24 protein-coding genes are annotated in these 22,482 nt (G+C 67.4%); 14 read left to right on the top strand and 10 right to left on the bottom strand.

Features of this window, described 5'->3' with window-relative positions; genetic code table 11:
- The first annotated feature begins 121 nt into the window (after nt 1–121).
- The 4 genes from KPL74_17955 to KPL74_17940 all read left to right on the top strand — a co-directional run bounded on the left by KPL74_17955 (nt 122) and on the right by KPL74_17940 (nt 4,279).
- Nucleotides 122–2,224: a prolyl oligopeptidase family serine peptidase gene (locus KPL74_17955; GenBank protein QWT19619.1), complete on the top strand. Its 2,103-nt coding sequence runs from the start codon at nt 122–124 to the stop codon at nt 2,222–2,224.
- Nucleotides 2,225–2,290: 66 nt separating this feature from the next.
- Entirely contained in the window at nt 2,291–2,695 is a 405-nt protein-coding gene (locus KPL74_17950) for a DUF350 domain-containing protein (GenBank protein ID QWT19618.1), read from the top strand.
- Nucleotides 2,696–2,705: 10 nt separating this feature from the next.
- Nucleotides 2,706–3,179: a hypothetical protein gene (locus tag KPL74_17945; GenBank protein QWT19617.1), complete on the top strand. Its 474-nt coding sequence runs from the start codon at nt 2,706–2,708 to the stop codon at nt 3,177–3,179.
- Complete coding sequence (locus KPL74_17940; GenBank protein ID QWT19616.1) at nt 3,179–4,279, top strand: glutathionylspermidine synthase family protein; 1,101 nt, start codon at nt 3,179–3,181, stop codon at nt 4,277–4,279. The genes KPL74_17945 and KPL74_17940 overlap by 1 nt, the downstream gene beginning before the upstream one ends.
- A gap of 7 nt (nt 4,280–4,286) precedes the next feature.
- On the opposite strand, the gene KPL74_17935 is transcribed toward KPL74_17940, so the two are convergent.
- A complete protein-coding gene (locus KPL74_17935; GenBank protein ID QWT19615.1) occupies nt 4,287–5,600 on the bottom strand; it encodes a voltage-gated chloride channel family protein in 1,314 nt (437 codons plus the stop codon).
- A gap of 194 nt (nt 5,601–5,794) precedes the next feature.
- Between KPL74_17935 and KPL74_17930 the strand changes: the two genes are divergently transcribed.
- From KPL74_17930 to hemC, 4 genes are all read left to right on the top strand, one after another.
- On the top strand, nt 5,795–6,463 hold the full coding sequence (locus KPL74_17930) for an alpha/beta hydrolase (protein QWT19614.1): 669 nt from the start codon (nt 5,795–5,797) through the stop codon (nt 6,461–6,463).
- Nucleotides 6,464–6,508: 45 nt separating this feature from the next.
- Nucleotides 6,509–7,573, top strand: a complete 1,065-nt coding sequence (locus KPL74_17925; protein ID QWT19613.1) for a histidine kinase — start codon at nt 6,509–6,511, stop codon at nt 7,571–7,573.
- Nucleotides 7,551–8,264, top strand: coding sequence for a LytTR family DNA-binding domain-containing protein (locus KPL74_17920; protein QWT19612.1), 714 nt, complete (start codon nt 7,551–7,553; stop codon nt 8,262–8,264). Before KPL74_17925 ends, KPL74_17920 begins: the two co-directional genes overlap by 23 nt.
- Before the next feature lie 85 nt (nt 8,265–8,349).
- Nucleotides 8,350–9,270, top strand: coding sequence for a hydroxymethylbilane synthase (gene hemC, locus KPL74_17915; GenBank protein ID QWT19611.1), 921 nt, complete (start codon nt 8,350–8,352; stop codon nt 9,268–9,270).
- Nucleotides 9,271–10,058: 788 nt separating this feature from the next.
- Here hemC and KPL74_17910 read toward each other — a convergent pair.
- Nucleotides 10,059–10,904, bottom strand: a complete 846-nt coding sequence (locus KPL74_17910) for a DUF481 domain-containing protein (GenBank protein QWT19610.1) — start codon at nt 10,902–10,904, stop codon at nt 10,059–10,061.
- A gap of 89 nt (nt 10,905–10,993) precedes the next feature.
- Nucleotides 10,994–11,923 (bottom strand): hypothetical protein, encoded by a 930-nt coding sequence (locus KPL74_17905; GenBank protein QWT19609.1) that lies wholly within the window; start codon nt 11,921–11,923, stop codon nt 10,994–10,996.
- Nucleotides 11,924–12,112: 189 nt separating this feature from the next.
- On the opposite strand from KPL74_17905, the gene KPL74_17900 reads away from it, so the two are divergent.
- Nucleotides 12,113–13,105 carry a YafY family transcriptional regulator gene (locus tag KPL74_17900; GenBank protein QWT19608.1) on the top strand — a complete coding sequence of 331 codons (993 nt, stop codon included), beginning with the start codon at nt 12,113–12,115 and terminating at the stop codon, nt 13,103–13,105.
- 16 nt (nt 13,106–13,121) lie between these two features.
- A complete protein-coding gene (locus KPL74_17895; protein QWT19607.1) occupies nt 13,122–14,066 on the top strand; it encodes a patatin-like phospholipase family protein in 945 nt (314 codons plus the stop codon).
- A 7-nt stretch (nt 14,067–14,073) separates the two neighbouring features.
- On the opposite strand, the gene KPL74_17890 is transcribed toward KPL74_17895, so the two are convergent.
- The 5 genes from KPL74_17890 to KPL74_17870 form a co-directional block, all read right to left on the bottom strand.
- Nucleotides 14,074–14,790: a glycosyltransferase family 2 protein gene (locus tag KPL74_17890; protein ID QWT19606.1), complete on the bottom strand. Its 717-nt coding sequence runs from the start codon at nt 14,788–14,790 to the stop codon at nt 14,074–14,076.
- A gap of 91 nt (nt 14,791–14,881) precedes the next feature.
- Nucleotides 14,882–15,616: a DUF3379 domain-containing protein gene (locus KPL74_17885; GenBank protein ID QWT19605.1), complete on the bottom strand. Its 735-nt coding sequence runs from the start codon at nt 15,614–15,616 to the stop codon at nt 14,882–14,884.
- On the bottom strand, nt 15,613–16,152 hold the full coding sequence (locus KPL74_17880; protein ID QWT19604.1) for a sigma-70 family RNA polymerase sigma factor: 540 nt from the start codon (nt 16,150–16,152) through the stop codon (nt 15,613–15,615). Before KPL74_17880 ends, KPL74_17885 begins: the two co-directional genes overlap by 4 nt.
- 20 nt (nt 16,153–16,172) lie before the next feature.
- A complete protein-coding gene (locus tag KPL74_17875; GenBank protein QWT19603.1) occupies nt 16,173–17,048 on the bottom strand; it encodes a ParB/RepB/Spo0J family partition protein in 876 nt (291 codons plus the stop codon).
- Between the two features lie 9 nt (nt 17,049–17,057).
- Entirely contained in the window at nt 17,058–17,894 is an 837-nt protein-coding gene (locus KPL74_17870; protein QWT19602.1) for a ParA family protein, read from the bottom strand.
- A 174-nt stretch (nt 17,895–18,068) separates the two neighbouring features.
- Here KPL74_17870 and KPL74_17865 point away from each other — a divergent pair, with 174 nt between their 5' ends.
- Nucleotides 18,069–18,455 (top strand): hypothetical protein, encoded by a 387-nt coding sequence (locus KPL74_17865; protein QWT19601.1) that lies wholly within the window; start codon nt 18,069–18,071, stop codon nt 18,453–18,455.
- Here the strand turns inward: KPL74_17865 and rsmG are convergent.
- Entirely contained in the window at nt 18,445–19,089 is a 645-nt protein-coding gene (gene rsmG, locus KPL74_17860; protein QWT19600.1) for a 16S rRNA (guanine(527)-N(7))-methyltransferase RsmG, read from the bottom strand. The genes KPL74_17865 and rsmG overlap by 11 nt on opposite strands.
- A 127-nt stretch (nt 19,090–19,216) precedes the next feature.
- Here rsmG and KPL74_17855 point away from each other — a divergent pair, with 127 nt between their 5' ends.
- A complete protein-coding gene (locus KPL74_17855; GenBank protein ID QWT19599.1) occupies nt 19,217–20,884 on the top strand; it encodes a putative DNA binding domain-containing protein in 1,668 nt (555 codons plus the stop codon).
- Between the two features lie 216 nt (nt 20,885–21,100).
- Here KPL74_17855 and KPL74_17850 read toward each other — a convergent pair whose 3' ends face one another.
- On the bottom strand, nt 21,101–21,535 hold the full coding sequence (locus KPL74_17850) for a hypothetical protein (protein QWT19598.1): 435 nt from the start codon (nt 21,533–21,535) through the stop codon (nt 21,101–21,103).
- A gap of 414 nt (nt 21,536–21,949) precedes the next feature.
- Between KPL74_17850 and KPL74_17845 the strand changes: the two genes are divergently transcribed.
- Together KPL74_17845 and KPL74_17840 are read left to right on the top strand one after the other, a co-directional pair.
- Nucleotides 21,950–22,219, top strand: a complete 270-nt coding sequence (locus KPL74_17845; protein ID QWT19597.1) for a hypothetical protein — start codon at nt 21,950–21,952, stop codon at nt 22,217–22,219.
- Entirely contained in the window at nt 22,219–22,482 is a 264-nt protein-coding gene (locus KPL74_17840; protein QWT19596.1) for a hypothetical protein, read from the top strand. The genes KPL74_17845 and KPL74_17840 overlap by 1 nt, the downstream gene beginning before the upstream one ends.

Here is a 22,482-nt window from a genome sequence, read left to right as displayed (position 1 = left end):
GCGAGGATCCAGGTGACGGCAAATCCCGCGAGGATAACCGCAGGCGCTACCCAACTGGCGGCAGGGGTGCCAGGCGTCATGGGTTTGCTACGCTCGGACCCCCTTGCCTCCGAGGTTTCCCATGCGAACCGTCGTCCCCCGCCTGCTTGCCCTTAGCCTGTTCGCCGCCTGCTCCGCCCATGCCGCCGCGCCCACGCCGCCGCCCACCGCGAAGCACGACGTCCAGGACAACCTCGGCGGCCAGCCGGTCACCGATGCGTACCGCTGGCTGGAAAACCCGGACGGCGAGGGCGTGCAGAAGTGGGTCGAGGCGCAGAACGCCTACACCGAGGCCACCATCGGCAAGGTGCCGCTGGGCAAGGACCTGACCGCGCGGATCCGCGAACTGGCGATCACCTCGACCACCCGTTCCTCGCCCGAGCTCGCCGGTGGCACCCTGTTCTACTTCGAGAACACGCCGCCACAGGCGCAGCCGCTGCTGGTCGCCAAGGCCTGGCCGGATGGCCCGGTGCGCACCCTGGTCGACCTCAACAAGGGCGACGGCAACACCGCGATCACCGAGTACTGGCCGTCGCCGAGCGGCCGTTACCTCGCCTACGGCACCGCCGAAGGCGGCAGCGAGCTGACCACGGTGCACATTCTCGATACCACCACCGGCAAGGCGCTGGCCGACGCGCTGCCCTGGGCGGGCGGTGGCACCACGCCGCAGGCGCTGGCCTGGGACGCGGACGAGAAGGGCGTCACCTATGCGCGTTTCGATGCGCCGACCAAGACGAAGCCGCTGCACGAATTCGACGCCTACCTCGCCCACCACGTGATCGGCACGGCGCAGGAGAAGGACACCGTGGTGTTCGGCAAGGGCTATTCGCCGGTGGCCGAATACATCCTGCTCGAAGGCAACGCGGGCAAGACCACCGCGCTGCTCGCCAACGAAGGCGACGGCGGTCCGGCCGAGGTGTTCCTGCGTGACGGCAATGGCCCGTTCAGGAAGGTGCTCGGCCACGAGGCCGACGTGCGTTCGGCGCACTGGGTGGGCGACCGCCTCTACGTGGTGACCTTCGCCGGCGCCCCGCGCGGCAAGGTCGTGGCGCTGGATGCCAGCGGCAAGCAGGCCGACGTATTGCCCGAAGGCGAGGGCGCGATCCAGCGCGTCACCCCGATCGGCACCGGCTTCCTCGTCGTGCGCAGCGCCGGTCCCGACTGGTGGGCCGACCAGTACGACGCGAAGGCCACCTTCGTCCGCCGCGTGCCGCTGCCGGCCACCGGCATCACCATCGGTGGCGTGGCCGCCGAGAAGGGCCAGGACAAGGCGCTGATCACCTACGGCGGTTGGACCACGCCGACCCGCTGGGCGGAATACGACGGCGCCAGCGGCACGCTGAAAACCGTGTTCGAAGTGAAGGCGGCGGCGGATTACTCGAAGGTGCGGGTGACCCGCGTCGACGGCACTTCGAAGGACGGCACGAAGATCCCGGTCACGGTGATCTCGATGGACGGCATCACCCCGAACGGCAAGCGCCCGACCATCCTGTACAGCTATGGCGGCTTCGGCATCCCGGTCACCCCGGGCTTCATCGGCGCGAACCTCGCCTGGCTGGAACGCGGTGGCGTGCTGGCGTACGCGAACATCCGCGGCGGCAACGAGTTCGGCGAGCAGTGGCACGAGCAGGGCCAGAAGACCCGCAAGCAGAACGTGTTCGACGACTTCTACGCCGCATCGCGCGCACTGGTCGACACGAAATGGACCGATGCGAAGCACCTCGGCATCCTCGGCGGCAGCAACGGCGGCCTGCTGATGGGTGCGGCACTGACCCAGCATCCGGAGCAGTACCGCGCCGTCGTCGCCATGGTCGGCATCTATGACATCGGCCGCCACGAGACGGTGTTCGCCAACGGTCCGTACAACGTCAGCGAATACGGCACGGTGAAGGACCCGGCGGTCGCGAAGGCCATGCGTGCCTATGCGCCGCTGTACAACGTGAAGAAGGGCACGGCCTATCCCGCCGTGCTGCTGACCACGGGTGCCAACGATCCGCGCGTCGCCCCGTGGCAGTCGCGCAAGTTCGCCGCGACCCTGCAGGACGCCTCCACGTCGGGTTACCCGGTGCTGCTGCTGACCCGGATGAACGCCGGCCACGGCATCGGCGCACCCTTCAGCCAGCGCGTCGGCAACGCCGCGCTGTCGATGACCTTCTTCGCCAACGAGCTGGGCCTGGGCGAGTAAGCGGCAGGCGTTTGGCCTATCCTTGCGGCGCGGCCACGGCAGGCCGCGCCGTACAAGGAAGCGTTCGTGATCGTGTCGGACCTGTTTACCCTGCCCGCCTTCGTGGCCTACCTGGCCCTGGGCGCGTTCTATTTCGTCGCCTTCCTGGTGACCTACATCTGGATCACGCCGCAGCGCGAGATGGCCCTGATCCGCGACGGCAACGTGGCCGCCGCGATCAGCCTGGGCGGTGCCGCCATCGGCTTCGTCCAGCCCCTCGCCAGCGCCATAGCGCATAGCGTCAGCCTCGTCGACCTCGCCCTGTGGGGGCTGGTCGCATGGGTGGTGCAGTTGCTGACCCACTTCGTGCTGCGCCTGGTGGTGCGCGACCTGCGCGCGCAGATCGAAGCCGACTCCCGCTCGGTCGCCCTGTTCGTGGCCATCGTGGCCGCCTGCGTCGGCACGCTCAACGCTGCCGCGATGTCTTACTGAGGGCGTTCCCATGGAAGACGACGACAAGGGCAAGTCGCTGCGCAAGCCGGGCGATGCCACGTTCAAGCCCTCCAGCGGCTATCGCCATCCCTCGTTCTATCCGCCGAAGGAGCCGCTGGCACGCAAGCGCACGGTGGCGATCACGCTAGGTGCGCTCGGCGTGGCCGCCGTCGGCTTCACGGCCTTCGGTGGCAAGGACGTCCAGCGCAACAGCTACAACTCGGTGGAAGACTGCGAGCACGACTACGCTACCGGCCAGTGCACGCGAGAAAACTCCGTGTCCAATGGTTATGCCGGCGGCTACCACTACTACGGCCCGTGGTATCGCAGCGACTGGCGCACGGGCTCGTTCAAGGGCGACCCGGGCCCCGGCCGCACCTATGCCAGCGGCGCGGGCCCGAGCGGCCACGGCCCGACCGGGTTCGACTTCGGTAGCCGCGGCGGGTTCGGCTCCTCCGGTCGCGTATCGGCGCGAGGCGGCTGATGCAACGCCAGCGCATCGCACCACGCGAGGACTGGCAGAAGCGGGTCGAGGAGATCGGCTTCGGCTTCCACACGATCGACGGCCAGGCCTATTGGCGCGAGGACGCGTATTACCTGTTCGACGCCGCCGCGATCGATGTGCTCGAAGCGGCCACGGCGGAACTGCACGCGCTGTGCCTGGAAGCCGTCGACCGCATCGTCCGCGCTGGGCGTTACGCCGACCTCGGCCTGGACGATCGTGCGGCACGACTCGTCGAACGCAGCTGGTTCGATCGCGATCCCGCGCTGTACGGACGAATGGATCTTTCGTTCGACGGTCACGGCCCACCGAAGCTGCTCGAATACAACGCCGATACGCCGACGTCGCTGTTCGAAGCCTCCGTCGTGCAGTGGTACTGGCTGGAAGACACCGCGCCGGATGCCGACCAGTTCAACTCGATCCACGAGAAACTGATCGCGCGATGGCGCATGGTCGGCGGTGGCCCGCGCGTGCACTTCGCCGCGTGCTACGACAACCCCGAAGACGCCACGACGACCGACTACCTGCTCGACACCTGCAGCCAGGCCGGCTTCGATGTACAGGCGCTGGACATCGAGGCGATCGGCTGGAGTGGCAAGGCCTTCATCGACCTCGCCGACCGCCCGATCGATCGACTGTTCAAGCTCTACCCGTGGGAGTGGCTGATGAGCGAGCCGTTCTCCGCGCACATCGCGCAAAGCGGAACACGCTGGCTGGAGCCACCGTGGAAGATGCTGCTCTCGAACAAGGCGATCCTGCCGATCCTGTGGGAGTACTTCCCGCGTCATCCGAACCTGCTGCCGGCGAGCCTGCGGCGCGAAGGCGTCGATGGCGCCGCCGTCGCCAAGCCGTTCTGGGGTCGCGAAGGGGAGGGCATCAGTGTGCTCGGCGCGGGCGAACGCGGCGAGGGCAAGCCCTTCCACGTGTACCAGCAACTCGCACCGCTCCCTGTCTTCGAAGGGCGGCATGCGCTGGTCGGTTCTTGGGTGATCGGCGACGAAGCGGCTGGCATCGGCATTCGCGAGGATGCCGACCGGATCACCCGCAACACCAGCTGCTTCGTACCGCACCTGTTTCGCTAGGCGGCGTTCACCGGCTCTCGTCGGACTGCGCGAGCTCCCGCTGCCGTTGCCGATACGCCTTGAACTCGCCGACACGCATGCCTTCCGGCAGCGTTCGCGCATGCTTCGTCCCACCTAGCCGTTGCGCGTGGTAGATCCCGGTGTGCCCGGAGAACAGGTAGCTCGCCACGCAGGCGATGGCGGCGAATGGTGCGATCGATGGCCCGAACAGTTCGATCGCCATCACCGTGCAGGCCAGCGGCACGTTGGCCGCGCCGGCGAACACCGCGACGAAACCCAGGCCCGCCAGCATCGCGAACGGCAGGTGCAACAGCGGCGCGAGGGCGTTGCCGAGCGTCGCGCCGATATAGAACAGCGGGGTGACTTCACCGCCCTTGAATCCCGAGGCGAGCGACGCGACGGTGTAGCCGAACTTGCCGGCGAAGTCCCACGGCGCGAGCGGATGCTGGAACGCGGCGACGATGGTGGGAATGCCCAGGCCGATGTAGCGCTCGGTGTGCAGCAGCGTGACCGACGCGGCGATCGCGATGCCGCCAATGAACGGACGCAGCGGCGCGTAGCCGATGCGGCGCTTCATCCAGCCACCGACGGCGTGGGTCGCCCCCGCGAACAGCATGCCGACCAGGCCGAAGGCGATGCCGGCCACGATGACGCCAAGCACACTGGCGAAGGTCACCGCGGTGACATGGTCGACCACGTACACGGTGTGGTGCACGCCCCAGGCCAGGCAGACGCGGTCCGCCACGATGGCGGCGATCACGCAGGGAAACAGCGCGTCGTAGCGCATGCGCCCGATCGCCAGCACTTCCATGCCGAACAGCGCGCCGGCCAGCGGCGTGCCGAACACGGCGGCGAAGCCCGCGCTCATGCCGGCCATCAGCAGGATGCGGCGCTCTTCGGCGCGCAGGCGAAACACGCCGGTGAGCTGGTCGGCCAGCGCCCCGCCCATCTGCACGGCGGTGCCTTCGCGACCGACCGACGCACCGAACAGATGCGAGGCAATGGTGCCGATGAAGACGAGTGGCACCATCCGTCGCGGGATGGTTTTCTTCGGATCGTGGATCTCGTCGATGAGCAGGTTGTTGCCGGCTTCAACGGGCTTGCCGACGCGGTCGTACGCCCAGCCGACGACGAAGCCCGCCAGCGGAAGCAGGGCGATCAGCCAGGGCTGCACCTCCCGTGTCGCCGTGGCCCATTCGAGCGCCAGCAGGAAGAAGGCCGAGGCGCTGCCGGCCATCACGGCGGCCAGCGAGCCGATGAGCAGCCACTTGCCCATGCTGGGCAGCAGCTCCCATTGCTCGAGTGAACGGAGATGTCGCATGCGGATCCTGTCGGCGGTGTGGTTGGGACACCCGGATCCCGGCGCATAAACACAAATGCCTACGCACCCGGAATCCAGGTTACGTAGGCATCATCAGCCCGAAGGCGGTTCGCGGAGGCATGCCATCTCCGTGGGGGCAGTCTAGCATCCCGATACGCTACGATGCCCGCCGTTTCCCCCGCCGGATCTAGCCCATGCCCCTCGCCACCGTCGAACACGAAACCCGCCCGTCGCCCGAGTGGTCGGTGATCTGGCTGCACGGCCTGGGTGCCGACGGCAACGACTTCGCGCCGATCGTGCCCGAACTGGTCGACCCGGCGTGGCCGTCGATCCGCTTCGTGTTCCCGCATGCGCCGGTGCGCCCGGTCACGGTGAACAACGGCGTGCCGATGCGCGCGTGGTACGACATCAAGGGCCTGGCCATCGCCGACAAGCAGGACGCCGAGGGCATCCGCCTGTCGATCGGCGAAGTGGAGCAGCTGATCGCCCGCGAGGAAGAACGCGGCGTGCCGGCCGCGCGGATCATCCTGGCCGGCTTCTCGCAAGGCGGCGCCATGGCTTTGTCCGCAGGCCTGCGCCACCGTGAAACGCTGGCTGGCCTGCTGGTCCTCTCGGCTTACCTGCCGTTGCACGACACCATCGAGGCCGAGCGCAGCGGTGCCAACCATGCCACCCCGATGTTCTGGGGCCACGGCGTGGCCGACCCGATCGTGCCGCTCGCGCTGGGTGAGCAGTCGCGCCAGCTGCTGGAGTCGCTTGGCCACCGCATCGAGTGGCACACCTACCCGATGGGCCACCAGGTCAGCATGCCGGAGATCGGCGACATCCGCGCCTGGCTCGGCGGGGTCTTCGCCGGCGCGTGACCCCCGCCGCGATGCGGTCGGCGGGCATTCCGGCATACTCCGCCCATGCCCGCCGCGCCTACTGACAACTCCGCCACGCCTGTCGCGTCGGCACCGTTGCCTGACTTCTGCAGCCTGCCGACGCTGTTCGCGCTGCTGCTGGTCGGCGCGATCACCGCGTGCCTGATGTGGCTGGCACCGGGTGGCACGCTGGACGTGGGCGCGCTGTCGGTCGGCGTGCTCTACACCGCTTGGCTGTCCATCCTGCTCACCGTGGTGCTGTGCAAGAGCCAGCCGCTGCTGCAACGCCTGCCGGGCGTCTGGCCGTATGCGGCGGTATGGCTGCTCCTGCTGGCGATCGTCGGCGCATCCAGCGCCACCCTGGCCTGGCTCGACCACGACCTGCGCTCAGGGCTTACGCCGGTCTCGGTGTCGCGTTTCGTCCGCGACACCCTGCTGGCGACCGGACTGCTTGGCGCAGCCCTGCTGCGCTATTTCTACGTGGTGGCGCAGTGGCAGGCCCGCCTCGCCGCCGCGGCGCAGGCCCAGGTCGCGGCGCTGCAGGCACGGATCCGCCCGCATTTCCTCTTCAACAGCATGAACGCCGTGGCGGCGCTGATCCGCGTGGACCCCGATGCCGCCGAGCGCACGGTGGAGAACCTCGCCGAGTTGTTCCGCGCCGCGCTGGGCAGCGAAGGCGCGGCCCAGGGCACGCTGGGCGAAGAGTTTCGCCTCGTGGACCAGTACCTGGAGATCGAATCGCTACGCCTCGGTGGACGCCTCCGCGTCGAACGCGACATCGATGTGCCCGACAGCTTGCCGATGCCGCGCCTGCTGTTGCAGCCGCTGGTGGAAAACGCGATCCGCCACGGCATCCAGCCCTCGCTGGAGGGTGGTGTGTTGCGCCTGGCCGGCCAGCGCGTCGCCGGCGGCGTCTCGCTTACCGTGGACAATCCCGTGTCCGATGCACCCGCCGTGCCGGGTACCGGGCATGGCTTGCGCAGCGTGCGCGAGCGCGTCCGCCTGCATTTTGGCGAGCGCGCGCGCGTGCATGCCGAAGCCCGCGAAGGCCGCTTCGTGGTCACCCTGTTCCTGCCGGAGGTGGTGGATGCGCGTCCTCGTCGCCGATGACGAACCGCTGGCACGCGCCCGGCTGGCCAGCCTGCTCGAGCGACACGCCGACGTGGAGATCGTCGGCAGCGTCGGCGACGGTGAAGCGGTGCTGGCCGCCTGCGCGTCGGCACGACCGCCCGAGCTGATCCTGCTCGACATCGAGATGCCGGGACTGTCCGGCACGGCGGTGGCGGCAAGGCTCGCCGTGCTGCCGTTGCGGCCGCAGGTGGTGTTCTGCACCGCCTACGAGCAACACGCGCTGAGCGCGTTCGACCTGGGCGCCACCGACTACCTGCTCAAGCCGGTGCGTGCCGAACGGCTGGAAGAAGCCTTGCAGCGCGTGGCGGCACGGCTGGTGGCCAGGCCCGCGGCGCGCGGCACCTGGCTGCGCGCACGTAGCGGTGCCGACGAAGTGCGCATCCCGCTGGCCGACGTGCTGCTGCTCACCGCCGGCGAAAAGTACGTGACCGTGGAGCACGTCGGCGGTTCGCGCCTGATCGACGATTCGCTGCGCCAGCTCGAGGTGTCGCTGGGTGATCGGCTGATCCGCCTGCATCGCAATTGCCTGGTGCCGCGCGACCGCCTGGTCGGCCTGCGTACGCTGGCCGACGGGCGGGTACTGGCGCGCCTTGCCGGCACCGAGACCGCGCCCGAGGTCAGCCGGCGCAACCTGCCGGCGGTGCGCCAGCTGCTGCGCACGGACGCCTGACCCGGCCTGCGACCATCGGGCGCTGCGCGCGAGGCCGGTTTACGGGACAATCGCCGCCTCGATTGCCCGCGCCACCGGATACCCCATGATCGCTACGCTCCGCATCGCCACCCGCAAGAGTGCGCTGGCCCTCTGGCAGGCCGAACACGTGGCGGCCCAGCTGCGCCAGGCCCATCCCGGCCTGGTGGTCGAGCTGGTGCCCCTGTCCACCCGTGGCGACGAGATCCTCGACCGCTCGCTGGCCACCATCGGCGGCAAGGGCCTGTTCCTGAAGGAGCTGGAGCTGGCGATGGAGGATGGCCGCGCGGATATCGCGGTGCATTCGCTGAAGGACGTGCCGGCGACGCTGGAGCCGGGCTTCGTGTTGTCGGCGATCCTGCCGCGCGCGGATGCGGCGGATGGCTTCATCAGTAACGACTACACCACCATCGCCGAGCTGCCGAACGGAGCCCGCGTCGGCACCTCGTCGCTGCGTCGGCAGGCCCAGTTGCGTGCGCTGCGCCCGGACCTGCAGTTGCTCGACCTGCGCGGCAACGTCAACACGCGCCTGGCAAAGCTCGACGAAGGCCATTACGAGGCGATCATCCTGGCCTGCGCCGGCGTCGACCGCCTCGGCCTCGGCGGCCGCGTGCGCACGCGCCTGGCCAGCCCGCAGTGGCTGCCGGCCCCCGGGCAGGGCGCCATCGCCGTGGAAAGCCGCGAGGGCGACACCCGCGTGGCCGAGCTGGTCGGCGCGATCGATGACGCGGACACGCGCCTGGCGACGGATGCGGAGCGTGCGTTGAACGAGCAACTCGGTGGCAGCTGTGCGGTGGCGATCGGGGCGGCCTGCGTGGTGACGGAGTTTGGCCTGACCTTGCACGGCCTGGTCGGCGATGCGTCGAGTGGCGAGCTGATCGTGGCGCAGGCGGATATCCACGGCGACAAGCCGGTGGAGCTGGGTCACGAAGTGGCCGCGATGCTGCTCGGCCAGGGCGCCGCCGAACTCCTCAAACCGCAACGCTAGACCCTCGCACGGCGCGCGGCGCTCGGGCGTGGTCGCAGGACCAGACCTCGGCGCCCACCCTCGCTGCTCAGACAGGTCCTCCGCGCTCGACAAGGTTGGCCGCAGCCGCGGCCCGTGTACCTATTGCCCTACGGGCGCTCTCTTGTGCGGAACTCGCCTCGAGGGTGGGCGCCGAGGTCTGTTCTTGCAGCCCGCGCGCGACGTGCGGGAAACCGGCCTGGGGCCTGACCCGACGCTGCCTGGTGTTGTAGGAGCGCGCCCGCGCGCGATTGGCCAACAGTGCGTAGATGATGGAACTCGATTCGCAGACCCGTACAAACGCCTTCGACTCATATCGACGTGGTGATTTTGGGCGCTGGTACCTGCTGTGTTTAGGCAATCCCATTCGCGCGCAGGCGCGCTCCTACACGAGCCGCCGTTGCGTCGGGCCGTCCAAACCGGATTGCGGGAACGTGGAAGAAGAGCCCTCGGCGCCTACCCTCGAGGCGAGTTCGTGGCGGCGAGGGGGCCGGGCGGAAGAAGCCCGCAGGGGGCCGGCCACGATGGCCGGCCGTTCTTGTTGAGGCAGGATGCCGAATCAAGAACCTCCGCCCGGCACCCGGTGCGCGGCCGTAGGCCAATAAGAAGATGGGCTGCGGAGCAGCCCCTCCCTATCGCACGCCAGAACGCTGTCTGAGCAGCGAGGGTAGGCGCCGAGGGCTCTTCCTGCGACCACGCCCGAGCGCCGCGAAGACGCGTCGAGGCCTGGTCCTGCGACCACGCCCGAGCGCCGCGACGAGGCGGCGAGGTTAGAAGTTGTAGACGAGGTTGGTGGTCATGAGCTTGTCGGTGCTCACCGTGCCCGGCTGCGTGTCGCTGTTGTAGCGGATCTGGTAGCCCAGCTTCAGCGCCATCTTCTTCGTCATGCTCACCGACAGGCCGATGTCGTTCTGGTAGTACTGGTTCTTCGAACCCGCTTCCACCAGGAACGTATCTTCCAGCGCGGTGTTATCGGTGATGCGGTACTTCGCGTTGACCAGGCCACGGCCGACGACTTCGCTTTCCGCGCTCGGCGTCGTGGTCACCGGGAGCGTGGTGCCATTGCCCTGGTCGACTTCAACCGTGGTCTTGGCCGGCTGGTAGCGCTTGAAACCGGGACCGATTTCGAAGGACAGCTCGGCGCGTTCGTTCTTCAGCGCGATGTAGCCGTAGCCGACCGAGACGATGCCCTGCCACAGGTTGGCGCCGAAATCGTCGTGCTCGTAACGCGCGGCGGTCACCACGTAGCTGCGCGGATCGAACTTGTAGCCGACCGAGGCGCCGCTGTCGTAGCGGTTGGCCGTGGTGCTGAACTTGTCGACCGTGTTACCGGCGCCGTCGTCCACGTCGACGTCGCCCTTCGAACGCAGGCCGTTGAGGTAGAAGTTGTTCTTCCACACCTCGTTTTCCTGCGACAGGCCGAGCTTGGCGTTGGCGTTCTCGGTGCGCGAGTTACCACGCGAGGAGGCGAAGCCGAATTCGCCGGTGCCGGTCCAGCCGCCATTCTTCGAGGCGTCGGAGCTCGGCGTCGTGTTCGGAGCGGCGGTGGCGTCCTGGGCCTGCGCGGCAAACGGCAGCGCGGCGAGGACGAGCGAGGCGAGAAGGATCTTTTTCATCGTCTACCCGGATGTGGAGGGAAAAGTGTGTATTCGTATGGCCGCCTGGACGGCCGATGGCGCGCCCACGCGCCGGGGGACTGCAACGTTCAGCCGTTGAAGAGCTGCGCCCATGCGCGCCCATACAACCGCTGCTCGAGGCATTGACCGATAACGCAGCTTAACGCGGCCAAACCGGCGGCCACGGCGACCAGGGGTCCGGTCGGATGGGACACCAGCAAAACGCACGGCAAACCGACCGACAACACCGCGATGCCGAAGCACCAGGCCAGCAAGGTCGCCGCCTCGCGGCCTTCGCCGAGGGCGGCGCCATCGCCACGATCCCCGGCCAGCTGGCGCAGCGCGCGCCAGCGCATGCCTTCGATCACGCCGAGCACCAGTCCCACGGCCAGCATCGACAGCCGCCACGGGTTCAGCGGCGCCACGTCGGTCTCACTCTGCAATGCGACGCAGAGCCAGAACCACAGGCCGCCAGCGAACACCGCCGACACCGTCCGCCCCATCGGCTGCGCATTCGCCACCGCGGCGAGCGCGGGAGGCATGTCGCGGGCCGTGCTGCGCGCCGTGTAGATCAGGGTGGCCAGGCTGCACAGCATCAGGGCGGCGCCGGCCAGCCGGGTCGCCCAGAAATCGTTGTCGCCGCGCGCCAGGCCGCCCAAGGCCAGCATCGGCAGGTAATTGGCCATCGCCACCATGCCCTCGATGGTCGGCAACATGCGCCGCAATGGGTCCCAACCATGCCATTCGCGCGCAAAGCGCAGGCGCAGGCAGGTCGCGACCAGGCCGAGGCTGACCAGCACCAGCCCGAAGGACAGCGGTACCAGCACGTCGCCACGCCCGTCAGGGTAGGTACCGAGGGCCACCGCGGTGCCCAGCACCATCCACAGGCCGTAACCGGTCGCCGTGGCGACCTGGACGATCACGCCGGGAACGGAGAACAGCTTGTGCGCACGCGACCGGGCATCGGGCTGGCCATCGGGGCCCAGCGCGACGGACGGCGCGTCGTCGGATTCCGCCATGGTCGGGGTTTCGGCAATGGCAAAACGCCATTTTCGCCCTGTTCGGCTCCCCGGCGCAAACCCGGCCATCTGGCGTAGTGCGCCTACCCTTGCGGACGGCCCCGCCCAACGCCATGCTTTACCCGCGTAGATACGGGCGTCACGCCCGCGCAGACACACTTTGCACAGCTCCACCTGCCGGCGAGACCCATGGACCGCTACGAGCGCATTCTCACCCTGCACCGACTGTTGAAGTCTGCGCACTATCCGGTCCCGCTGTCGCGGCTGATGGACGAGCTCGAGTGCTCGCGCGCGACGCTCTACCGCGACGTGGCCTTCCTGCGCGACGCCCTCGGGGCGCCCGTGCAGAGCGTGGCCGGCGACCAGGCGTCGTTCCGCTACGAGGCCGGCGAAGGCGACAGCTTCGAACTCCCCGGCCTGTGGCTGACCAGCGACGAGCTGGCCGCGCTGATGGCGCTGAACGAGCTGATCGGTCGCTCCGACCCTGGCGTGCTCGCCGGGGCGCTGGCGCCGTTCAAGGCTCGCATCGAGCGCCTGCTCTCCGACCACGGCAGCGGCAAGGCCCTGCCGGTCGACCGCATCCGGGTGATCTCCTGGGGCGCGCGCAAGCTCGACCAGCAGGTGTTCCGGATCGTCGCCGGCGCCGTGCTCGAGCGTCGCCAGGTGACCTTCCGTTACCGCGCCCGCACGACCAATTCCGATACGCGGCGCACCGTGTCACCGCAGCGCCTGACCCACTACCGCGATAACTGGTATCTCGACGTGTGGGACCATGATCGCGAAGCGCTGCGCAGCTTCGCCGTGGATCGCATCGCCGAACCGCAGGCGCTGGATGCGAAGGCGAAGGACGTGGAAGAGGCCGAGCTCAACGACCTGCTCGCCTCCAGCTACGGCATCTTCGCCGGCAAGCCGAAGGCCTGGGCGACCATCCGCTTCACCTCACACGCGGCGCGCTGGGTCGCGGACGAACACTGGCATTCGCAGCAAAAGGGCGAGTGGCTGGCGGACGGCCGTTACGAATTGCGCCTGCCCTATTCGAATTCGCGCGAACTGCTGATGGACGTGCTCAAGTACGGCCCCGATGCGGAAATCGTCTCGCCCCTGCCACTGCGCGAAGAGATGAAGATCCTGCTGCAGCTCGCCCTGTCCGGCTATCAGAACGGTAACGGCAACCACCATTGAACATGCGCCAGGTTCCATGAGCGACCTCGATATTGCCGATCCCGGCGCCGTTCCCGCCACCAGCGGTTACCCGCGCAAGCCCCGCGTTGCACTCGCCCTCGGCGCGGGTGCGGCGAAAGGCCTTGCCCACATCGGCGCCATCGAAGCGCTGGAAGCACGCGGCTTCGAGATCGTCGCGATCGCCGGCACCTCGATGGGGGCGCTGGTCGGCGGCGTGTACGCCATGGGCAAGCTCGACGTGTACCGCGACTGGGTGTCCACGCTGGCGCGCTTCGACGTGCTGCGCCTGGTCGACTGGAGTTTCTCCGGCGGTGGCTTCATCAAGGGCGACCGGATCATGGCCGCGCTGCGCGAACTCATCGGCGAGGTAAATATCGAGGAGCTGGACATCGCCTACACCGCGGTGGCCACCGACATCGACCGCGAGCGCGAAGTGTGGCTGACCCGTGGGCCGCTGTTCGATGCGATCCGTGCGTCGATCGCGATCCCCACCCTGTTCCGTCCATACACCCACGAAGGCCGCCGCCTCGTCGATGGCGCGCTGCTCAATCCGCTGCCGGTGTTGCCGTTGATGCGCGAAGACGCGGATTACCTGGTGGCGGTGAGCGTCGATGGCGCGGCGGAACTGCAGAAAGCCCCGGAAAAAGACGTCGCCGTCGTGCCCGACCAGGGCTATGCGGCGAAGCTTGGCCGCCTGCTTGGCCGGGTGTTGCCACACTCCGAGGGCAAGCTGCGCGATCCGGGTGCGTTCGAACTGATGACCCAGGCGATGGACCTGATGCAGGCCAACCTGTCGCGCCTGCGCCTTGCCGCCTACCAGCCCGACCTGTTGATCGAGATGCCGCGAAATGTGTCGGCCGTGTACGAGTTCTATCGTGCGCGTGAGTTGATCGAGCTGGGGCGCGTGCGGACCGAGGAAATGCTGGACAAGTGGGTGCCGCGGGTTATCCCGGGGCGGTAGGTGCCACTTAGAGCTCTTCGGTGCGGGTGACCTTGGCGCGGCGCATCAGCCATGCCACGCCGCGCAGGTCGGCGAGGCCCACCCACAGGCGGTCGAGCATGCCGTACTTCGACGTGCCGGCGGTGCGCGGGCGATGGCCGACCGGCACGCTCTGGCTGGCATAACCGGCGCGCTTGACCAGGGCCGGCAGGTAGCGGTGCATGTGGTCGAAGTAGGGCAGGCGCATGAAGGTCTCGCGCTCGAACAGCTTCAGGCCGCAGCCCGTGTCCGGGGTGCTGTCCTGGAGCATGCGCGAACGCACGGCGTTGGCGACCTTCGACGAGATGCGCTTGTTGAAGCTGTCGCGGCGGGTGACGCGCCAGCCGGCGAACAGCTTCAGGTCAGCGCCGGCGCCCGCACGGGCCTCAAGCAGCTTCGGGATGTCGGCCGGGTCGTTCTGGCCGTCGCCGTCCAGGGTCGCGATCCACGGCGCGCGCGCGGCGCGGACGCCGTTCCACACCGCGGTGCTCTGCCCGCTGCGGGTCACGTGGTGGATGATGCGCAGCTCGGGGTAGTCCTTCTGCGCCGCCTTCAGCACGGCGACGCTGTCGTCGCTGCTGTCGTCGTCGACGTAGATGATCTCGAAGTCGATCCGTCCACGCAGGGCCGCGGCGATCTCGGCGAGGAGGGGCGGGATGTTGTCGCGCTCGTTGAAGACGGGCACGACCACGGCGAGGTCGGTCATCGTGTTTCCGGGACGGTCAGCGGGGGTCGGGCGGCATTATCGCCCAACAAGCGCCGCATGGGGTCGTGGATCTCGCCGCCGTTCAGACAGGCTAGATCTGGCCGACCGTGACGCCGCTGGAGCCTTCGATGGCCGCGCGCCAGTCGCGCTCGGCCAGGTCCATGGCCTTGTGGCTGGCGCCCTGGGCGAGCAGCAGCAGGGTGCCGTCGCGCAACTTCACCTCGCGACCGTCCCAGCCGTCGCGATGGAAGGTGCCGGGCGTGCCGTCCATCTTCCCGGGCATGTACAAGGCCACCACCGGCTCGTCGTCCATCCGGGTCACCGCATGCACCACCGGATATTGGCCAACCACGCAGTCGTGCACGTAGGTCACCATGCCTGGGGCCGGGCCCTTCAGGTGGGTTGCGCGGCCGACGAAACCCGCTTCCACTTCGGCATCGGTCATCGGCCGGGTGAGCGCCAGCGCGTCGATTTCGACCGGCATGTGCGCCACGGCCAGCGCCTGCAGCGAATGGCTGTCGGTGTAGCGCCAGAACATGCCCAAACCGGTGAAGGCGAGCAGCACCGACGCCGCCATGGCCATCCACGCGCGACGGTGGCCGCGCTGCACCTGGCGCTCGCCGGTGGCGTGGGCCAGCAGGATGCGTTCGGCCAGGCCGTCGGGCACGGGCACCGCCATCGCCGCTTCGAGGTCGTCGTCGAAGCGTTGCGCACGCTGCCAGAACGCGGCGCAGCCTTCGCGGCAGCTGTCGCGGTGGGCCAGCAGTTCGGGGTCGCGCGAGCGCGGTTCGGCACCGATCCGGCGGCGGAAGTCGAGGCAATTCATGTCCGGCCCCCTTCGGCCGCGGCGCGCCCACCCAGCAGGCGCTTCAGCTGCTGGCGGGCACGGAATAACTGGGTCATCACCGCACCGGGCTTTTGGCCCGTGCTGGCGGCGATCTCGTCGGAACTCATGCCGCCGAGGACCTGCATTGCCAGCGGCTCGCGGTACTTCAGCGGCAGCTTCTGCATCGCGTCGCGCACCTGGGCGGCGTCGCCACTGCGCTCGGGGCTGGCGAACACGGTGTCTTCGGCGATGTCGTCGTCGAGCTCCACGGTGTCCAGGCGCTTGCGCTCGTAGAGGCGGGCGTGTTCCCGGCGCAGGATGGTGAATAGCCACGGCTTGGCCGATTCGGCGTCGCGCAGGGCGTCGAGGTTTTTCCAGGCGCGCAGGAAGGTTTCCTGGACCAGGTCCTGGGCCACGGTCTCGGAGCGCGTCAGCCACCAGGCAAACCGGTAAAGGTCGGCCGAGAGGGCGCGCACCATCGCTTCGTACTGGCGCTGCTTCGGGTTCACATCCCCTTTGACCGGAGCCTTGGCCATTTCCTTACACCGGGGCGCGGTCAGCGGATCTTGCTGAGGATGCCGTCGAGCTCGTCATTGCTGTGGTAATGGATGACGAGCTTGCCCTTGCCGCCCCGGCCCTGGGCCAGTTCGACGCGGGTGGCGAAGCGTTCGGCCAGCTCGCGCTCGAGGTTGGCGACGTTCGGGTCCTGCGCCGTGGCGCTCTTCGCCTTGCCCTTGGGGGCCAACTGCGCCTTGCGTGCGGCTTCTTCCAGCTCGCGCACGGTCCAGCCGTGGCGGGCGGCTTCCAGCGCCAGCGGTTCGGCGACATTCGCCGGCAGGGTGAGCAGGGCGCGGGCGTGGCCCATTTCCAGCTTGCTTTCGTCCAGCAGCTGCTTGATCGATGCAGGCAGCTCGTTAAGGCGCAACAGGTTGGACACCGAGGCACGGGAGCGGCCCACCGCGTCGGCGGCCTGCTGGTGGGTCAGGTCGAACTCGTCGACCAGGCGCTGCAGGGCCTGGGCCTCTTCCAGCGGGGTCAGTTCCTGGCGCTGGATGTTTTCGATCAGCGCCATGGCCAGCACGGACTGCTCGGGCACGTCCTTGACCAGCGCCGGGATCTCGCTCATCTGCGCACGCTGGGCGGCGCGCCAGCGACGTTCGCCGGCGATGAGTTCGTAGCTGTTCTTGCCGATCGCACGCACGACCACCGGCTGGATCAGGCCCTGGGCCTTGATCGACGCGGCCAGTTCGTCCAGCGCCTCGTCGTTCCAGTGGCGGCGCGGCTGGTACTTGCCGGCCTGGATGTGGTGGATGGGCAGCGTACGCAGCTCGCCTTCCTGCTCGATCACCGAGGGTGCGGCGTCCGGGCCGGCGCCACCCCCGAGGAGGGCGTCCAGGCCGCGGCCAAGTCCACGTTTCTTCGCTGCTGCCATGGGGATTCCTTAAGGCGTCGTCGGGGCGGCGTCGGTGGTGCCTGGCGCGTCCTCGGCTTCCGCCGCGGCCTCGGCGCCCTTCATCTGGCGCTCGCGGCGGATGATCTCGCCGGCCAGGCCGATGTAGGCGATGGCACCGCGCGAACCGCGGTCGTACAGGTGGATCGGCTGGCCATGGCTGGGCGCTTCGGCCAGGCGAACGTTGCGCGGGATGATCGAGCGCAGCACCTTGTCGCCGAAATGGGTGGTGAGCTGGGCCGAGACTTCGTTGCCGAGGTTGTTGCGCACGTCGTACATGGTGCGCAGCAGGCCTTCGACTTCCAGGTTCGGGTTCAGCCGCTGGCGTACCGCCGAAATCGTGTCGAGCAGGCTCGACAGGCCTTCCAGCGCGAAATACTCGCACTGGACGGGGATGAGCACGCCGTCGGCCGCCGTCAACGCGTTGAGCGTGAGCAGGTGCAGCGAGGGCGGGCAGTCGATCAGGATCGTGTGGTAGCGGTCGGAGACCCGGGCAAGCTGCTCTTTCAGGCGATGCTCGCGGGCCATGCCGTCCATCAGCTTGAGCTCGGCGGCGGTGAGGTCGCCGTTGCCGGGCATCAGGTCGAAGCCGGCCTCGGTGCGCCTGAGCACGTCGTCGATGCCGACTTCGCCCAGCAACACTTCGCAGCCGTTCGGCTTGGCCTCGTGCTTATCCACGCCCGACGCCATGGTGGCGTTGCCCTGCGGATCGAGGTCGACAAGCAGCACCTTGCGCTTCGCGGCGGCGAGGGCCGCGGCGAGGTTCACGGAAGTGGTGGTCTTGCCGACGCCGCCTTTCTGGTTGGCGACTGCGAGGATGCGGGCCATGGAAAGTCGCTAGCTACCGTGCACGGAAGGGGCGCTAGCGTAGCATCTAGGGGCCGGCGGCTGCAGGCCAACGCTTTTACCGTCCCTCTTGCGCGTACTCCGCCAGCGCGACACCATCGAAAACGATGCCCCGTGCCAGCACGGCGCGCACACGGATGACTCAGGGGAGAGGTTATGCGGGAGAAGCCAGCTCTGCCGGGCGTGCCGTGGCTCGCCGCCACGCTTTTGTCGGTGTTCTCTTGCGCAGCGCTGGCCCAGGCCGTCCCCACGCTTCCGCCACTCCCCCCGTCTTCCCTCCAGGACGATGGCAAGCGCATGGAGCTGTGCACGGCGATCGATTGCGCCGTGGGCGCGGCGCAGGTGCGCGCGCTAGCCAATGCCTCGGCCCTTTATCGTCGCGATCCCCTGGCAGCAAAGGACTTCTCGGCGGTGCTGGGGATGGCGGGCGACGGTGTCGCGGTCACCTTGAGCCCCGCGCCGATCGGCGCACGGGGGCGTGCCATCACCTATATCTTCGACGCCCAGGGCCAGGCGCTGAAGCAGAGCTTTGTTAATCGCTGACCGCCCCACTGCGGCGTACCACCACCAGGTGGCGCTCGCCCTCCACCCCGGGCACGGCCAGTGAGTGGATCGCCTCGACGGTGAAGCCTGCCGGGACACCGGCCAGTTCGTCTGCCGGGTGCTTGCCCTTCATGGCCAGCCAGGTGCCGCCGGGTGCCAGCAGGTGGCCTCCCCAGCCGAGCATGTCCGCTAGCGAGGCGAAGGCGCGGGCGGTGATGCATTCGAAGGTGCCTTCGACCTCTTCGACCCGGCTCTGCAGCGCTTTGGCGTTGCCCAGCTTCAGCGAGCGGATGGCCTCGCGGAGGAAGCGCACCTTTTTCCCGTTCGAATCGACCATGAGCACTTCGCGCGCGGGCTCGGCAATGGCCAGCGGAATACCCGGCAGCCCCGGCCCGGTGCCCAGGTCGGCCAGCGAGCGGCCGTGCACGTAAGGCAGGATGGCCAGCGAATCGAGCAGGTGGAGGGTGATCTGCGAGCGATCGTCGCGGATGGCCGTGAGGTTGTAGGCGGCGTTCCAGCGCTCCAGCAGCTCGCGGTAGTCGAGCAGGCGATCGACAGCGCCCTCGGGCAGGTCGACATCCAGCTGGTCGATGCCGCGTTCGAGCACGGATTTGAGGTCGTCGCGGTTGGTCATCAGCGGCCAAAGTCGTCAAACAAGGTGCTAATTATCGCCCAGGCCACACCATCTCGCCATTCTTGGAATTGCGTGACGTCGTTAAGATGTGGACCATCGGCGAACCTACTTCTGCACGTAAGGCGCCATGGCCAGAACCCTGCCCACCTCGGAATCCTTGACGGTTGAATTCAAGAGCGACCGCGCGAAGCTGTCGGACAACGACTTGGCCGAAGCGATCGTCGCCCTGGCCAATACCGACGGCGGTGAACTATGGCTAGGCGTTGAGGATGACGGCAGACCAACAGGGCTCCATCGTGATCATCTCAATCTGGACGGGCTCGCTGGTCTGGTGGCAGCTCGCACCTCCCCGTCTGTGCGAGTGGGGGTTAGCCAGATTCAGGCCAATGGCGTGCTGGTGGCCCAAATCATCGTCCCCCAGATGCCTGGCGATGTCTGCACCACCAGCGGCAAGTATCTGTGGCGAAAGCTGAAAAGTGACGGTTCGCCGGAAAGCGCGCCGATGCACCCTCACGATAGGGCGAGCAGATCCACATCGTTCGGCCTGACAGACCTTTCCGCTCAGCCTGTCACTGGCGCGGATCTTTCGGATTTCGATCCCCTCGAACGCGAACGCCTCAGACAGAGCATCGAAAGATACGGCGGGGATAGCTCGCTGATCGACCTAAATGATGAAAAGCTTGAGGGAGCGATGGGTTTATCCACCCGGCTGCCCGACGGCAGACGCGTACCAACACTCGCCGGACTGCTTCTTATCGGGCGCGAAGAGTCATTGCGGCGCCTCGTTCCAACACATGAGATTGCCTTTCAGGTGCTTTCCGACGAATCGGTCCGGTTCAACGATTTTCAGCACATTCCGCTTCTCAAAGCACTGAGCTGGCTGGAGTCCAGTTTTCACCCACACAACCCGGACGAAGACGAACTTCAAATCGACCTTTTCCGCGTCAAGGTACCTCGTGTGGACGAAAGGGCGTTCCGCGAAGCTGTAGCGAACGCTTTGGTCCACCGCGACTACATGGCCATCGGTGCCATCCATGTACGGCTCGAAGAACATTCCCTGACCATAAGCAATCCTGGAGGTCTGGTTGACGGCGTTACCGTAGCTAGCCTTCTCACCACCGAGCCCCGCCCCCGAAATCCGCGGCTGGCTGACATCATGAAGCGGATTGGTATCGTCGAGCGGGCTGGTCGAGGGGTCGACGCGATCTATCGAGGAATGCTCCGTTTCGGAAGGTCCGTTCCGGACTACGGGTCGACCGACAGAAGAAGTGTTGTCCTTCGCCTCTCTGTTGGCGCTGCCGACAGATCGTTTTTGAGGATGATCGTGGAGGAGGAGAGCCGACTGAGACGGCCCCTGCCACTCGACAGCCTTCTCGTCCTTTCTGTGCTCAAGGAAGCAAAGCGTGTCGCGACGGACGAGCTTGCGAGGACCCTGAACCGCGACGTCGCTCAGGTTAAACGTACAGTCGAAGCGCTCGTCGAGACTGGCATCGTCGAGGCACATGGGGGTACACCCCGAACTCGCAGCTACACCCTTTCAGCCCGGATCTACCGAGCGTCTGGCGACCATGCCGCGTTTACTCGTCAAGTTGGCTTCGGGGCCATCCAAAACGAGCAGATGATTCTTAACTTCGTTCGCCAGCATGGCCGGATCCGTCGGTCGGATGTGACAGAGCTTTGCCGACTGACTGCGGAACAGGCGAGGTCGCTTCTGAAGAAACTCACGCTGGAGGAGAAACTCATCCAGCACGGGACGCGTCGAGGGGCTTACTACTCGCTCGGCCAGGCCGGCTGATCTCGTCGCGGTGCGAGATTTGGGGAGTTATGCGGTTTGTTGCGTGCTCTTGCGCGGTGCACATGCCCCCAATAAGCCAACAAAAACAGCAAATTGCCTCGTATGGATTATCACCGGCACCTCAAAGATATGAGGGACTTTTGAGGTACCGGAAAATTCGAACGAAAAAAAAGCGACGTTTCCGCCGCTTTTAATACGCACACGAACTTCTTCGAGTTATGCCGCGTCGAGCTCGACGCGGGTGACGAGCATGCCGCGGGCGCGGAGCGAACCGTTCACGGCGTGCTTAAGCTGGGTGCCGACGGCGCGGCGATCGGCCGCGTGGGCGGTGGCGCTGTCGCGCAGGGCGGCGACGACGTTGCTGCGGATCAGTTCCGGCGCTTCGTCGATCACCGGGTCGGCGGCTTCGGGCTCGAGCACCTGCCAGTAGACGGTGCCGCCCTCGAAACGCAGGACCTGGCCGCCGAGGTCGATCTTGTGGGCGATCCGGTCGAATACCGGCAGCAGCACGTGGGTGCCGGCGGTGAGCAGGGCCGGGGCCCGGCCGAAGCGACGCACGCTGTAAACCTGCCCCTCGGGAACACGCCGGAACGAAGCGACCGCGAGGACGCTGGCTGCAAGGACACTGGCGAGGAGGGCGATAGTCAACATGGCTGCTACATCAAAGACTTGGGTTCTTTTCCTGTCTCGTGGTGCAGCGAGATGCGGCACCACCCTGATGGATCGGGGAGTTAATTCTAATTTAACAGGCGGGTTAACGCTAGTTTTACCAAACCCCCATGTTCAGTTAGCGGTCGGGTTGGTCAAAACTTAAGCGCTGGTCACTTTCTGACCAGCCGACAGGGCGGCCGTGGCGGCGCTCATTTCTTGACCACGGGGCAGGACGACCGTGTAGGAGCGCGCCTGCGCGCGATGGATCCTGGCGAAAACCTGCCTGCATCTGAAACCTGCCTGCATCCGATGAATACCTGGGGAAACCCCAATCGCGCGCAGGCGCGCTCCTACAATTGACCGACTCACCGTAAGTGATAACAATTATCAATAACTTCTTCGCCGGTCGTGCCCATGAACGTCCTTGGCTGCCTGCTGGCGTTCGCCGCCATGGCGCTCGCCTACCTTTCTTCCCGCAACCAGCGAGCGCTGGCGCGGCCCCTGGGCCGTGGCGGCAAGCTCGTGGCGGGGATCCTGACGGTGCTGGCGCTGGCCTGCTGGATGGTCGGTGAGACGACCCTTCCCGGAATTTTCTCAACGCTGACGGCGGTGATGTTCGGCGCCGTGGTCTTCCCCTACGTGGCCTGGCTGTTCAAGCCGGCGGCCGAACGGAAGGCCCGCTGATGCTCGCCAGGACGTTCGCCGGCATCCTGCTGGGTTGCCCGCTGTCCATGGCCATCGTCAGCCTGGCGATCTACCTGTGGCCGGGCGGCGGCGAGGCGGTGGTCATCCCCTGGCTGGTGGCCTTCTTCCCGATCTGGGTCGTGGTGATGGCCGCCACCTTCATGTATCGCAGCGGCGCCCGTGCCTGGGCGTGGCTTGCCGTGGCCAACGTGGGCGCGTTCGCCGCGCTGTTCCTTGCCCGACACACCCTGCCCGGCCTTTGA

It is taken from the genome of Bacillus sp. NP157 (genome assembly GCA_018889975.1).
Classification (GTDB): domain Bacteria; phylum Pseudomonadota; class Gammaproteobacteria; order Xanthomonadales; family Rhodanobacteraceae; genus Luteibacter.
The sequence above is the reverse complement of the archived record's forward strand: the minus strand, read 5'-3'. Positions and strand labels throughout refer to the sequence as shown.